A 13,369-nucleotide genomic window follows, 5' to 3' on the forward strand; every position below is an offset into this window, starting at 1 on the left:
TGCCCGTCTCGCTGGAGACGGGCATTTTTGTTTGCCGGTGATGCTTAGCCGCGGTATTCACACAGGTAAGCGGTGTCCACGGCGACCTTCAATTGGAACTTGCTGTTGGCCGGCACGTTGAACTGGCTGCCGGCGGCAAAGGTTTCCCACTCGCTGCTGTCGGGCAGCTTGACGGTCAGGGCGCCGGAAACCACGTGCATGATTTCACGCTGGGCGGTGCCGAATTCGTATTCACCCGGGGCCATCACACCGATGGTCGCCGGCCCTTCTGCGGTGCCGAAAGCGATCGACTTGACGGTGCCGTCGAAGTACTCGTTGACTTTGAACATGGGTGAATCCTCAAAAAAGGGTCAAGGCTTACGCCACCACTGTAGGAGCGAGCTTGCTCGCGAAGATCGTCAACGATAACGCAGCGCATCCGGTTAAACGCGGTGCTCTCAGGTTTTTCGCGAGCAAGCTCGCTCCTACAGGTGGGCAGCATCAAGGAAAGTGGTTGTCCAGTATGCCCAAGGCTGCAAGCGCTGCCTAGACCGGCAAAATCAACGGCAACAGGCGTGCGGTGTTGCGTGCATCTTCCAACGCGCGATGCTGCTGGCCATGGAACTGCATCCCCGCCAATTGCAGGGCGCCGTTGAGCCCCAGCGGCTTGTCCAGGCGCCGGGCCTTGGCAAAGCGCTGCTTGAGGTTCACATGGGGTGTTTGGCCCAGGGCGCTGGCCAGGTCATGGCGTTGCCATTCCAGCTCAAGCTGCACGCGATCGTAATCACCCCAGCTGGCCCAGCCTTCCAGGCGAGCCTGATGCTGGCCCAGCCAGCGCTCGAACAGCGGCCACACCTCGGTGATCGGTGCGGCTGCGTCGATATTGGCCTGGGTGATGTGGGTCAGTTTGCGGCAAAAGGGCGTCAGCAGTGGCCGTCGCAGTGGCCGCACAAAGCGCTGGAAGTGATCCAGTTCGCGGCCCTGGCGGTTGACCAGGCTGGCGCCAATCTCGATGACTTCCATCTCCGTCACGGGCCAACCGCCGTCATCCGTTGTGGCTTCAAGGTCAATAATCAGCCAATGAGGCATGGTGCAGGTTCCCGTACTCGTCCCTTTCTGATGGGGATAGAGCGTAGCCCGGCCTTGTAGTTCCGCCCAGGGCCGTTATTCGATCTCCAGCAAAACCTGGCGATTGCGCACCTGATCACCCGTCAAGACCTGTACGCCCTTGATGATGCCATCGATGCCAGCCTTCAGCGGGTGCTCCATTTTCATCGCTTCGAGCACCAGCAGCAGTTGGCCTTTGCTGACCCGCTCGCCGACGCTGACGCGTATGTCGACGATGGCGCCGTCCATGGGGGCCTTGACCGTGCCGCTGCTGGCGTCGACCTGGCGGCTGGCGGCTTGCTGGGTGCGGTTGATCACCGTCATGCCGGGCAGCCACAACTGGGAGTCGTCGAGGTGGTAGGCGATACGCCGGCGGATGCCATTGAGTACCTGTGTGGCCCAACGCCCGTCGGTGGTGAGTTGCTGGGCGTCGGCACTCACGGTGTGGATTTCGCCATTGGCCTCAAGGCGGTAGGTGCACGAAGCATTGGCATTGTTGCGCCATCCTGCCAGTCCTTGGGGATGCTGGTCGGCGCTGTGTCTATAAAACAGCGCTGCTGCCAAGCTGAGCTGTTCGTTTGAGAGCACTTGGGGCGGTATTTCGCCGAAGTGTTCTGCGATAAAGGCGGTGCTGAAATCGCCGGCGATAAAACCCGGATGCTTGAGCAAATCAGCCAATAGTTGCTGATTCGTGGTGACGCCGAGTAACACCGTGTCTTCCACCGCCCGCAGCAACTTACGTCGGGCCTCTTCACGGTTGGCGCCATGGACGATGATCTTGCCCAGCATCGGGTCATAGAACGGGCTGACTTGGTCACCTTCACACAAACCATGGTCAATACGCACACCAGGGGCGGGCTCCCAACGCAACACTTCACCGGTTTGCGGCAGGAAACCCTGGGCCGGGTCTTCGGCGTACAGGCGCACCTCCATGGCATGGCCATTGAGGGCTACATCGGCCTGTGCCAACGGAAGGGGCTGGCCTGCGGCGATGTGCAGTTGCCAGGCCACCAGGTCGAGGCCGGTGATCAGTTCGGTCACCGGGTGTTCGACTTGCAGGCGTGTATTCATTTCCAGGAAATAGAACCGGCCGTTGCGGTCGAGCAGAAACTCCACGGTGCCGGCGCCGACGTAATTCACCGCCCGTCCAGCCTTGAGCGCGGCTTCGCCCATGGCCTGGCGCAACTCGGCGGTCATCACCGGGCAAGGGGCTTCTTCGATGATTTTCTGATGGCGGCGCTGGATCGAACAATCGCGCTCGCCGAGGTAGATCAGGTTGCCATGGCTGTCGCCGAACAGTTGCACTTCAACGTGGCGCGGGTCGACCAGCGCCTGTTCGAGGATCAGTTCGTCGTTGCCGAAGGCGTTCATGGCTTCCGAGCGTGCGGTGCGTAGTTGCTCCAGCAACTGTTCGGGTTGGTGCACCAGGCGCATGCCACGCCCACCGCCACCGGCGCTGGCCTTGATCATCAACGGGAAGCCGATGCGCTGGGCTTCTTGTTGCAGCGTGGCATCGTGCTGGGCGCTGCCTTGGTAGCCGGCGATACAAGGTACGCCGGCATCGAGCATGGCGAGCTTGGACAGGCGCTTGCTGCCCATCAGTTCGATGGCTTCGACGCTGGGGCCGATGAAGGTGATATTGGCGCTCTGGCAGGCACGGGCGAAGTCGGGGTTTTCGGAGAGGAAGCCGTAGCCGGGGTGGATGGCGTCGGCGCCGGTGCGTTGGGCGGCGTCGAGGATGGCGGCTATGTTCAGGTATGACTGATGGACGGGGGCGGGGCCGATGTTCACGGCTTCGTCGGCCATCTGCACGTGCAGGGCGTGGCTGTCGGCGTCGCTGTACACAGCGACGGTGCGGTAACCCAATGCCTGGGCGGTGCGTTGGATGCGGCAGGCGATTTCGCCGCGGTTGGCGATCAGGATTTTGCTGAAGGCGGGCATTGGTCTATTCCTTGAAGGGTGGATTGGCTGTTCTGGCCTCATCGGGAGCAAGCCCCCTCCCACATTTGAAATGCATTCCAACCTGTGGGAGCGGGCTTGCTCGCGAAGGCGTCATTCGCACCACCGTGGCTTGCGCTTTTGCACAAACGCCTGTGTGCCCTCAATCCCTTCCTCGCTCGCGACTGCCTCGGCAAACCACTGCGCCCCGCGGTCCAGCACTGCATCAAGCGGCTCATCCATGCTGGCCAACAACAACGCCTTGGTTCGCGCATTCGCCCCCGGCGCGCACTGCAACACCTGCCCCAGCACTTCGTCCAGGCGCTGGGCCAGGGCCTGGGCATCGTGCTCGACAAAATGCACCACCCCCAGCCGCTCGGCTTCAACCCCATCGAACCGCGCCGCCGTCAGCGCCAGTCGGCGTGCCTGGGTCAGCCCAATACGCTTGACCACAAAGGGGGCAATCTGCGCCGGCAGCAACCCCAGGCAGGTCTCGGGCAAGCCGAACTGGGCCTGGTGGTCGGCGATCGCAATATCACTCACGCACGCCAAGCCAAAGCCGCCGCCCAGCACTGCGCCTTGCAGCAACACAATCACCACCTGCGGTACGGCTTCTACCTCTTGCAGCAAGGTGCCAAATGCCCGGTTCAACGCTTGCAACTGAGCGCCTGCGCCAACCAAGTCCTTCACATCGGCCCCCGCGCAGAAGTGCCCGCCCGCACCACTGATCACCACGGCGCGCACCTGGCTGTCCAACTGTGCCAATACCGCACGCAGTTCCTTGACCATTGCCAGGCTCATCGCATTGCGGCACTCCGACCGGTTGAGGGTGATATGCAGCACGCCGCTATGGGCTTCGAGCAGCAGGGTGTTCATGGCTTTTTACCGGGCAGGGTGCCCATCAGTTTGCAGATGATGCCCAGCATGATTTCGTCGGCGCCGCCGCCAATCGACACCAGGCGCACATCGCGATAGGCGCGGGCTACCGGGTTGTCCCACATGAAACCCATGCCGCCCCAATATTGCAGGCAACTGTCGCTGACCTCGCGGCCAAGGCGCCCGGCCTTGAGCTTGGCCATCGACGCCAGGCGAGTGACGTCCTGGCCCTTGATGTATTGCTCGGTGGCCTGGTAGACCAAGGCGCGCAGGCATTCGATTTCGGTCGCAAGTTCGGCCAGGCGAAAATGGATCACCTGGTTGTCGATCAACGCTTTGCCGAAGGTCTGGCGCTCCTTGCAGTACGCGATGGTGCTGTCGATGCAGTACTCCAGGCCCTTGATCATATTGGCCGCGCCAAACAGGCGTTCTTCCTGGAATTGCAGCATCTGCATCATGAAGCCCGCGCCTTCCTGGCCGATGCGGTTGCGCTGCGGCACGCGCACGCCATCGAAGAACACCTGGGCGGTCTCGGAGCTGTGCATGCCGAGCTTTTCCAGGGGCGCGCTGACGCTGATGCCCGGGCTGTTCATCGGCACCATGATCAGGGATTTGTTGATGTGCGGCTTGTCATCGGAGGTGTTGGCCAGCAGGCAGATAAAGTCGGCGCTGGGCGAGTTGGTGATCCACATCTTGCTGCCGTTGATCACGTAGTCGTCGCCGTCCTTGCGCGCATGGGTCTTGAGCCCGGCCACGTCGGAGCCGGCGCCGGTTTCCGAAACACCGATGCAGCCGACCTGTTCGCCGCTGATGGCCGGGCGCAGGAATTCGTCGCGCAGCTCATCCGAACCGAAACGGGCCAGGGCCGGGGTGCACATGTCGGTCTGCACACCGATGGACATGGGGATGCCGCCACAGCCAATGGTGCCAAATTCTTCGGCGGCGACGATGGAGTAGCTGTAGTCCAGGCCCATGCCGCCGAACTGCTCCGGCTTGGAAATGCCCAGCAGACCGAGGTCGCCGGCTTTACGGAAGATTTCATGGATGGGAAAACGCCCGGCTTTTTCCCATTCATCCACATGGGGGTTGATCTCGCGGTCGACGAAAGCGCGCACGGTGCGGCGCAGTTCCTGATGTTCCTGGGTGAAGATCATTTTTATAGTTCTCCTGGCCGTCGTTAGAAACGCGCTACACCAAAGCTGTTCGGTTGCAGTTGTCGCCGTTCGGCTTCATCACAGATATCCAATAGAAACCCGAGCAAGGTACGGGTATCCCGTGGATCAATCAGCCCGTCGTCCCACAGGTTGGCGCTGCCGTAAAGTGCGGTGGATTGGCTGTCGAGCTTCTGCGCGGTGACCTGTTCGAGCATGTCCAGTACCTTGGGATCGGGCACCAGGCCGTCCTTCAATTGCTTGGCCTCGGTGACGATGCGCAGCACCTTGCCGGCCTGCGCGCCACCCATCACCGCCGTGCGGCTGTTGGGCCAGGCGAAGATAAAGCGTGGGTCCAGGCCGCGGCCGCACATTGCATAGTTGCCGGCACCGTAGGAACCGCCGACCACAAGGGTGAGTTTAGGCACGCGGGCATTGGCCACTGCCTGGATCATCTTCGCGCCGTGCTTGATCACCCCTTGCTGTTCGGACTCGGTGCCGACCATGAAACCGGTGGTGTTATGCAGGAACAGCAGCGGCGTGCGGCTCTGGTCGCACAGCTGGATAAACTGCGCGGCCTTGCTCGCGCCCTTGGGCGTGATGGGGCCGTTGTTGCCGATCACGCCGACGGCGCGCCCCTGGATCTGCAGGTGGCCGCAGACGGTGTGGGCGTCGAACTCGCCCTTGAATTCAAGAAAGTGCGAGCCGTCTGCCAGGCGTGCGAGGATCTCGCGCACGTCGTAGGGTTTTTTCGGGTCATCGGGGATCAGCCCCAGCAACTCTTCAATGGGATATAGCGGCTCTGCGTAGGCACGTTTGGGCGCGAGGGGCAGACGCTGATTCCACGCCAGCAAGCCGACAATTTCACGCACGATGCGCACGCCGTCGGCATCGTTTTCCGCCAGGTATTCGGCAGTGCCAGCGGTTTGCGCGTGCATCTCAGCGCCGCCCAGTGCTTCGTCGGTGGCGATTTCGCCGGTAGCGGCCTTGAGCAACGGTGGCCCGGCGAGGAACAGCTTGGCCCTGCCGCGCACTACCACCACGTAATCCGACAAACCCGGTTGATACGCACCGCCTGCCGTGGCTGAGCCATGCACTACGGTAATTTGCGGCAGGCCCATGGCCGACATGCGCGCCTGGTTGGCAAAGCTGCGTGCGCCCTCGACGAAAATCTCGGCGGCATAGTTGAGGTTGGCGCCGCCGCTTTCGGCCAGGGTCACCACCGGCAGTTTGTTTTCCATGGCGATCTGTTGCAGGCGCAGGGATTTTTTCAGGCCGGAGGGGGAAATGGTGCCGCCCTTGATCGCGCTGTTGTTGGCCACTACCAGCATGCGCACGCCGCTGACATAGCCGATGCCGGCGATCAACCCGCCACCGGCCGCGCTGCCATCCTTGTCGTCATGGAGTTTGTAGCCGGCAAGGCTTGCCAGCTCGAGGAACGGCGCGCCAGGGTCGAGCAGCAAATTGAGGCGCTCCCGGGGCAGCAATTGGCCGCGCTTGTCGAACTTGGGCTTGGCTTCCTGGGCTTTGGCAAGCAGGGTGTGTTCCAGCTGGCGCAACTGGGCGATGGCGGCCAGCATGGCTTCGCGGTTTTGCGCGAACTGCGGGCTGTGGGCGTCGATCAGGCTTTCAATTGTCGGCATGGGGTTATTGCTCCGCCTTGAGCACATCCGGCAGGTACGCACGGTGGAAACCGTTGAAGGGTTCACTGGACGCTTGCGCCTTGTGCAACGGCCACGCCCGGCTGCCCAAGCTGGCGGCGCCGTCGATGCGCAGGGTGCTGCCGCTGACGAAGGCCGCGGCCGGGCTGAGCAGAAACACGATAGCGGCGCTGACTTCCGACTCGGTGCCGATACGCTTGAGCGGTACATACTCGCGCAGGGTAGGGATCACCGCCTTGAACGCGCCTTCATAGGTGTCCATGCCGCTGGAGGCGATCCAACCGGGGGCCACGGCATTCACACGCACCCCGGCATAACCCCATTCAAACGCAGCGGTCTTGGTGAAGTTGTCCATGCCTGAGCGCGCCGCGCCGGAGTGGCCCATGCCAGGCATGCCGCCCCACATGTCGGCGAGCATGTTGACGATGGCGCCGCCGTGTTGGCTCATTGACTGGTTGAACACTTCCCGCGCCATCAGGAAACCGCCCACCAGGTTGGTGCGCAGTACGGTTTCAAAGCCTTTTTGATTGATCGCGGCCAGGGGCGACGGATATTGGCCTCCCGCGTTATTGACCAGGCCATGGATCGGGCCGTGATCGTGCATGACCTGGGCGACTAACGTCTTCACCGCCTCTTCATCACGGATATCGCAGGCCAGCCAATGGGCGATGCCGTCGTCTTCGGTAATTTCCGCCGCGACCTTCTGCAGCTTTTCCGGCTTGCGCCCCACTAGGATGACACGGGCGCCGAGGGCCGCCAGTTCATGGGCGGTGCAGCGGCCAATGCCACTGCCGCCACCGGTGACGATCACGGTTTGCCCCTGGAACAGGTCGGCTTTGAAGATCGAGTTGAAGGCCACGGCGACGGTCCTTTAGCTGAGTTGATCGGCAATGTGCTGCGGCACGGCGATGGGGATTTCCAGCAACTGCTGGGCGAAGGCTTTGCCTTGCGGGTCGATGCGCAAGCTGGCGATGCCGCCACCGCCCAAGGCATTTTCCAGCAGGAAATTCAGGCTGTGGCTGCCGGGCAAATACCAGCGTTCGACACGGCCATGGACCGGGTCGAGCACATGGCCCAGCCAGTCGACGATCACCTCCGGGGTCAATGCTTCGGCGATCCACGGCAGGTAGTCGGGGTGGCGGGCGATCACGCCGATATTGCTGTGGTTGCCCTTGTCACCGGAGCGTGCCACGGCCAGTTTCACCAGCGGCACACTGGCGTCGGCGCGGCCTTGGGGTTTGACGGGGTCAATGGGTGCGGCTGGGGTGAGCATGGCGGCAGAGGCGGGCAGCTCGACAGCATGGCGTTGGCCTTGGTAGTCGATGACCACTTGGCAGCACGCCTTGTCGATCAGGAATGAAAACAGCCGGATCAGCGGATACACCGTGGGCCGCCCGCCGACGATGCCGGTCAAGCCTGGCGCCATGCCAGTGGCGGCCTGGGCGATCTCGCGGGCGAACAGCACCAGCGCCTGCTTGCTCGGGTGCCGTACGGCGAGCTTGACCACCACCTCACGGCAATCCTCACGCCGGGCCTGGGCGCCGTAGGTGGCTTCACTGCCGAGCAGTTCGATGTTGACTTCGGTGTAGGGCGCCCAGCCGCGTTGGCTGAACAGTTCCGAGGTCTTGTTGATGATTGCCTGGCTGACCCGCTCGGCCTTGGCTACCGCGTCAATGCCTGCAAGCAGGCAACTGGCGGTACAGCGAAAGCCATCGGGGTAGGTGGCGCTGACCTTGTACTGATCGGTGGGTGGCAATCCCCTGGCGCCATGCAGGCGTACAGAGTGTTTGCCCTGTTGCTGCAATTTGACTTGGCTCAAATCGCAGATCACGTCCGGCAGCAGGTAGGCACGCGGGTCGCCAATTTCATACAGCAGCTGTTCGGCCACGCTGAGTTCGCTGATCAACCCGCCGCTGCCCTCGACCTTGTTAACGGTGAAGTGGCCGTCGGCGCTGACTTCGACGATGGGGAAACCGATGTGCTCATAGTCGGGTACGTCGCGCCAATCGGTGAAGTTGCCGCCGGTGCACTGTGCGCCGCATTCGATGATATGCCCGGCCAGCGCGGCCTGGGCGAGGTGATCGTAGTCTTGCCATGACCAGTTGAATTCGTGCACCAATGCTGCGCTGACCACTGCACTGTCGACCACCCGGCCGGTGATAACGATATCGGCGCCCAACCCCAGGGCCTGGGCAATGCCTGGCGCGCCGAGATAGGCATTGGCGGACACACACACGGGCGGCAGCGGGGCACCGGTGAACATGTCGTTGGCTGTGGGCAGGTGTTTGAGTTGGGGGTGCAGGTCATCGCCGAGCAACACGGCGATTTTCAGGCCGATGCCAGCCTGGTCGCAGGCCGCTTGCAGGGCGGCGGCGCACGCCTGGGGGTTGATGCCGCCGGCATTGCTGATCACCCTGATGCCCTGTTGCTGGATATCCGCCAGCAAGGGCGTCAGCACCTCGACAAAATCCGTGGCGTAGCCGGCCTTGGGGTCTTTCATGCGCGCACCGGCCAGGATCGACATCGTGACTTCGGCCAAGTAGTCGAATACCAGGTAATCCAAGGCGCCGCCGTGTACCAACTGGGCGGCGGCGGTGCAGGTGTCACCCCAGAAGGCGCTGGCGCAGCCGATACGAACCGTCTTGCTCATGAGAAGTCCCTGCTCCAATGGCTGGTGTCGAGACTACCAAGCAAGCGCTTGGTTTGTAAACTGTCGAAACAAGTTTGACCCAAGCGCTTGCTTGGGTGACAGCCACGGCCTAAATTGCCGCCCAAGACGTCAGTAGAGTGAAGGAGAGTAGCGTGGATGAGCACAAAGCCCTGGGGGTGATGCGCACCATGGTCGACGGTGGCCAATTGACTGATCCGGAAAGTGCGCGGGGAAAATTGCTGCAAACCGCAGCTCACCTGTTTCGCAACAAGGGCTTTGAGCGCACCACAGTGCGGGATTTGGCCAGCGCCGTGGGCATCCAGTCGGGCAGCATCTTTCATCATTTCAAGAGCAAGGATGAGATCCTGCGGGCAGTGATGGAGGAAACCATCCATTACAACACTGCGATGATGCGTGCTTCGCTGGAGGAGGCGAATAACGTGCGCGAGCGTGTGCTGGCGCTGATTCGCTGCGAGTTGCAGTCGATCATGGGCGGCAGTGGCGAGGCCATGGCGGTGCTGGTGTACGAATGGCGCTCGCTGTCGGCCGAAGGTCAGGCCCAGGTGCTGGCCCTGCGCGACGTGTACGAACAGATCTGGCTGCAGGTATTGGGCGAGGCCAAGGCCGCTGGCTATATCAAGGGCGACGTGTTTATCACCCGGCGCTTCCTCACTGGCGCGCTGTCCTGGACCACCACCTGGTTCCGCGCCCAGGGCAGCTTGACCCTTGAGCAGTTGGCTGAAGAGGCGTTGCTGATGGTGCTTAAGTCAGACTGAGGCGCAAGTTATTAAATTTGATGGCGAAAGTTGTCTCTCCGGATAAAAACGCCTAGCTTATCGGCATCAAAGAATTCAACGGTGTGTGCCTCGATGTTTTCGCCATGGCGGCTGGCTGCAGGATTGACATTATGGGCACTGAGCAGCGCCGCGTGGACGCAGGCGGGCGCTGCGCAATTGGTGAGAGTGGGTGCGGCGCACTTTCCGCCCTACACCGTGCGTCCCGAGCAAGGGGCAGACACCGGTTTGCTGCCGCAATTGCTCGAGGCGCTGAACGCTGAGCAAACCGACTATCAGTTTGTACTGGTACCCACCTCTATCCCCCGGCGTTTTCGCGACTTCGAGCAAGGTCGGGTCGATATGGCGATCTTCGAAAACCCGTCGTGGGGCTGGCGGGAGATTGCCCATACCAGCGTCGACATGGGCCTGGAGGACGCAGAAATCTTCGTCGCCCAACGCCAGGTCGGGCGCGACCAGAGTTACTTCGCCGATCTCTCCGGCAAACGCCTGGCGGTATTCAGCGGCTATCACTACGCCTTCGCCAACTTCAACCCCGACCCCAAAAACATGGCCGAACACTTCAACGCCACGTTGACCTATTCCCATGACAGCAACTTGCTGATGGTGGCGCGTGGGCGTGCGGATATCGCGCTGGTCACCCGTTCTTACCTGAGTGATTTCATGGTGCGCAACGAGAGCATGGCCAGGCAGTTCCTGGTGTCGGAGCGCATTGACCAGGTGTATCACCATTACGCGTTGCTGCGTCCCAAGGCACCGATCACGGGTGATGCGTTTTCAGCATTGCTCAAGGGACTGCGGGACAATGGCCAGATGCTGAAGATCTTTGAGCCGTATCGCATTGATGTAACACCGCTGCCCTGAGATCTCAGGGCAAAATGTGGGAGGGGGCTTGCTCCCGACAGCGGCCTTGCGGCTGACGAGGATGTTGGACCGTGTACATATCCATTGTTTAGGTAACGGCCGCTATTGGTTCCGCTCTTACAGCGGGTCACTTTTGAAAAGCGCAAAAGTAACCAAAACGCTCTTGCCCCACCACTCGGCACCTCGCTTAGGCTCGGTGTGCCCGNGCTTTTACAGCGGGTCACTTTGAAAAGCGCAAAGTAACCAAACGCTCTTGCCCCACCACTCGGCACCTCGCTTAGGCTCGGTGTGCCCGTAATCCGACAGGGATTTGGGGGGCCGCCGCCACGCGCCATCCATGGCGCGGGGCGGCTAAACCGGCATCCCTGCCGGTTTACCCCCCAAATCCCTGTCGAATTGCGGCCAGCGTGGTTTAACGGGGCGCCTCAGATCAAAAGCAAGATCAAGAGCGGCTCGCTTCGCATCGTGGTTACTGACGGTCGTTACGTCAGAGTTGTGTTGATACCCATGCTCACCGGGGCAAGCCCTGATGCCGGTCAGTTAAGCGCAGATCCCCTGTGGGAGGGGGCTTGCTCCCGATAGCGGTGGGTCAGCCAACGTCAATGTTTGCTGGGCTGACGTCTTCGGGGGCAAGCCCCCTCCCACATTGATCGAGTTCGACATCTGTCATCAGAGACCAGTTGAATCCCCGCGCCGCTCCTTCCACATGTGTTTGCGCCGCGTTCAAACCCTGCGCGCAAACGTATCGCTATGGCTGCCTGACACCTTGCGGCAATGCACCAACGCATCGCGAATCATGAAATTCACCAACGTCGGCGAAACCCCGAGTTCCTTGGCAATGTCCTTCTGCGGCACGCCGTGCAGGCGGTACATTTCGAACGCGTAGCGGGTGCGTTGGGGCAGTTGCGTCAGGGCGTCGGCGATGTTTTCCAGAGTGTTGAAATTGATGTGGGAGGTTTCCGGCGAAGCGCCGTGAATAACCACATTCAAGCCTTCCTCTTCGGTCCCGGAGTATTTGAGCTCCAGGGCCTGCTTGCGGTAGTGATCGATGGCCAGGTTGCGCACGATCTGGAACAGGTAGCTCAGCTGGGCCTTGAACGATGAAGTGATGGTTGGCGCAGACTGCAGTCGGAAGTAGGCGTCTTGAACCACATCTTCGGCGCGGGAGCGGCAACCGGTGATACGTGCCGCGATCTTCACCAACATCAGCCGATTGTCGACAAACGCCTGGAGAAGGGGTGAGTCGCACCTGCCTGTGGATACTTGTTCCGTCATGGAAATCACCTTACTGCTATTAGGTTAGGGGAGGGCGTCCCTGCTGAGGCCTCCTACACATCGGGCAACAAATTATGCTGAATGATAATGATTGTCAAATGAGAAGGCGAACTAATCTTATGCCTTTGTGGAAGGTGTGAACCACGTCTCGCTCGCCGCCTGCGACTAATTATTTGCCGGGGCCGTCCGTTCTTCTGGGTGACAGGCCTGTTAACAAACGGCCAAGTATCAGCACCCGCAGGAGGACCAGATGGGTTTTTATCGTGCAATCGGCATGTTGCAGTTTGGAGTCCTCGCCTCATGAGTACGCCAATCCGGCTGCGCTTGTTTTGCCTGCCCCACTCAGGCGCCAGCGCCTCGGTTTACGCTCGCTGGCGTCGCGCCCTGCCGGATTGGCTGCAGGTGTGCCCGCTGGAATTGCCTGGGCGCGGCCTGCGCATGGATGAGCCGTTGCAGCGCGATATCAAGGCCCTTGCGGCACAGTTGGCCGAGGAAATCAGCCGTGACCTCGACGGCCCCTATGCTCTGTTTGGCCACAGCCTTGGCGGGTTGCTAGCCTTTGAATTGGCCCATGCCTTGAGTGCGCGCGATGTGCCGGCGCCCCTGGCGCTGTTTGCTTCCGGCACCGCCGGGCCGGCGCGGCGCGATGTCAGTGAATACGCCATCGAAAAAAACGATGCCGAACTGATCGCCCGCTTGCGCCAATTGCAGGGCACAGCTGAAGAAGCGCTGGCCAACCCCGAGTTGATGCAGTTGATGCTGCCGATTTTGCGCGCTGACTTCCTGTTGTGCGGCAGCTTCACCTATGGCGAGCGCAAGCCCCTGGGGCTGCCGATCCATGTGTTCGGCGGCAAGCAGGACAGCGTGCGCGCCGATCAGCTGCTCGACTGGCAGCTCGACACCGCCAGCGGTTTTTCCCTGGACATGTTTGACGGCCACCACTTCTTCCTCGTGCAGCACGAAAGCGCCGTGCTGCGTTGTGTGCGCCGCTATGCCGACGAACACCTGGCGCGCTGGCGCATCGACGCGGCGCGGCAACGGCTCGCGGTCTGATTGCTCACCGTTATTGATTTT

Annotated in this window: 12 protein-coding genes; 3 read left to right on the top strand and 9 right to left on the bottom strand. The window is 61.5% G+C overall.

Features of this window, described 5'->3' with window-relative positions; all coding sequences use genetic code 11:
- Positions 1–44: 44 nt before the first annotated feature.
- The 8 genes from ppnP to ASD70_RS27145 form a co-directional block, all read right to left on the bottom strand.
- Positions 45–329, bottom strand: a complete 285-nt coding sequence (gene ppnP / locus ASD70_RS27110) for a pyrimidine/purine nucleoside phosphorylase (protein WP_046071815.1) — start codon at positions 327–329, stop codon at positions 45–47.
- Between the two features lie 196 nt (positions 330–525).
- The gene (locus ASD70_RS27115; RefSeq protein ID WP_046071816.1) at positions 526–1,068 is read right to left on the bottom strand and encodes an exonuclease domain-containing protein; all 543 of its coding nucleotides are present in this window, start codon (positions 1,066–1,068) and stop codon (positions 526–528) included.
- A gap of 75 nt (positions 1,069–1,143) precedes the next feature.
- Positions 1,144–3,027 (bottom strand): acetyl/propionyl/methylcrotonyl-CoA carboxylase subunit alpha, encoded by a 1,884-nt coding sequence (locus tag ASD70_RS27120; protein WP_056847930.1) that lies wholly within the window; start codon positions 3,025–3,027, stop codon positions 1,144–1,146.
- 111 nt (positions 3,028–3,138) lie between these two features.
- Positions 3,139–3,900: an enoyl-CoA hydratase/isomerase family protein gene (locus ASD70_RS27125; RefSeq protein WP_056847931.1), complete on the bottom strand. Its 762-nt coding sequence runs from the start codon at positions 3,898–3,900 to the stop codon at positions 3,139–3,141.
- The gene (gene atuD, locus ASD70_RS27130; protein ID WP_056847932.1) at positions 3,897–5,054 is read right to left on the bottom strand and encodes a citronellyl-CoA dehydrogenase; all 1,158 of its coding nucleotides are present in this window, start codon (positions 5,052–5,054) and stop codon (positions 3,897–3,899) included. Before atuD ends, ASD70_RS27125 begins: the two co-directional genes overlap by 4 nt.
- Before the next feature lie 23 nt (positions 5,055–5,077).
- Positions 5,078–6,694 carry a geranyl-CoA carboxylase subunit beta gene (gene atuC, locus ASD70_RS27135; protein WP_046071820.1) on the bottom strand — a complete coding sequence of 539 codons (1,617 nt, stop codon included), beginning with the start codon at positions 6,692–6,694 and terminating at the stop codon, positions 5,078–5,080.
- A 4-nt stretch (positions 6,695–6,698) separates the two neighbouring features.
- Positions 6,699–7,571: an SDR family oxidoreductase gene (locus ASD70_RS27140; RefSeq protein ID WP_056847933.1), complete on the bottom strand. Its 873-nt coding sequence runs from the start codon at positions 7,569–7,571 to the stop codon at positions 6,699–6,701.
- A 12-nt stretch (positions 7,572–7,583) separates the two neighbouring features.
- Complete coding sequence (locus tag ASD70_RS27145; RefSeq protein ID WP_046071822.1) at positions 7,584–9,362, bottom strand: acyclic terpene utilization AtuA family protein; 1,779 nt, start codon at positions 9,360–9,362, stop codon at positions 7,584–7,586.
- Between the two features lie 152 nt (positions 9,363–9,514).
- Between ASD70_RS27145 and ASD70_RS27150 the strand changes: the two genes are divergently transcribed.
- On the top strand, positions 9,515–10,138 hold the full coding sequence (locus ASD70_RS27150) for a TetR/AcrR family transcriptional regulator (protein WP_046071823.1): 624 nt from the start codon (positions 9,515–9,517) through the stop codon (positions 10,136–10,138).
- Between the two features lie 93 nt (positions 10,139–10,231).
- Positions 10,232–11,020 carry a substrate-binding periplasmic protein gene (locus tag ASD70_RS27155; protein ID WP_056847934.1) on the top strand — a complete coding sequence of 263 codons (789 nt, stop codon included), beginning with the start codon at positions 10,232–10,234 and terminating at the stop codon, positions 11,018–11,020.
- Positions 11,021–11,743: 723 nt separating this feature from the next.
- Here ASD70_RS27155 and ASD70_RS27160 read toward each other — a convergent pair.
- A complete protein-coding gene (locus ASD70_RS27160) occupies positions 11,744–12,295 on the bottom strand; it encodes an RNA polymerase factor sigma-70 (RefSeq protein WP_043049829.1) in 552 nt (183 codons plus the stop codon).
- A 300-nt stretch (positions 12,296–12,595) separates the two neighbouring features.
- On the opposite strand from ASD70_RS27160, the gene ASD70_RS27165 reads away from it, so the two are divergent.
- On the top strand, positions 12,596–13,348 hold the full coding sequence (locus ASD70_RS27165) for a thioesterase II family protein (RefSeq protein ID WP_046071825.1): 753 nt from the start codon (positions 12,596–12,598) through the stop codon (positions 13,346–13,348).
- The last annotated feature ends 21 nt before the right edge of the window (positions 13,349–13,369 follow it).

Origin of the sequence: Pseudomonas sp. Root569 (assembly GCF_001427465.1) — a bacterium.
GTDB classification, from domain to species: Bacteria; Pseudomonadota; Gammaproteobacteria; order Pseudomonadales; family Pseudomonadaceae; genus Aquipseudomonas; species Aquipseudomonas synxantha.

Excerpts from the sequence above, each read along its gene's own strand:
- ppnP (WP_046071815.1), bottom strand. The coding sequence starts at position 329 with ATGTTCAAAGTCAACGAGTACTTCGACGGCACCGTCAAGTCGATCGCT.
- ASD70_RS27115 (WP_046071816.1), bottom strand. The coding sequence starts at position 1,068 with ATGCCTCATTGGCTGATTATTGACCTTGAAGCCACAACGGATGACGGC.
- ASD70_RS27120 (WP_056847930.1), bottom strand. The coding sequence starts at position 3,027 with ATGCCCGCCTTCAGCAAAATCCTGATCGCCAACCGCGGCGAAATCGCC.
- ASD70_RS27125 (WP_056847931.1), bottom strand. The coding sequence starts at position 3,900 with ATGAACACCCTGCTGCTCGAAGCCCATAGCGGCGTGCTGCATATCACC.
- atuD (WP_056847932.1), bottom strand. The coding sequence starts at position 5,054 with ATGATCTTCACCCAGGAACATCAGGAACTGCGCCGCACCGTGCGCGCT.
- atuC (WP_046071820.1), bottom strand. The coding sequence starts at position 6,694 with ATGCCGACAATTGAAAGCCTGATCGACGCCCACAGCCCGCAGTTCGCG.
- ASD70_RS27145 (WP_046071822.1), bottom strand. The coding sequence starts at position 9,362 with ATGAGCAAGACGGTTCGTATCGGCTGCGCCAGCGCCTTCTGGGGTGAC.
- ASD70_RS27155 (WP_056847934.1), top strand. The coding sequence starts at position 10,232 with ATGTTTTCGCCATGGCGGCTGGCTGCAGGATTGACATTATGGGCACTG.
- ASD70_RS27160 (WP_043049829.1), bottom strand. The coding sequence starts at position 12,295 with ATGACGGAACAAGTATCCACAGGCAGGTGCGACTCACCCCTTCTCCAG.
- ASD70_RS27165 (WP_046071825.1), top strand. The coding sequence starts at position 12,596 with ATGAGTACGCCAATCCGGCTGCGCTTGTTTTGCCTGCCCCACTCAGGC.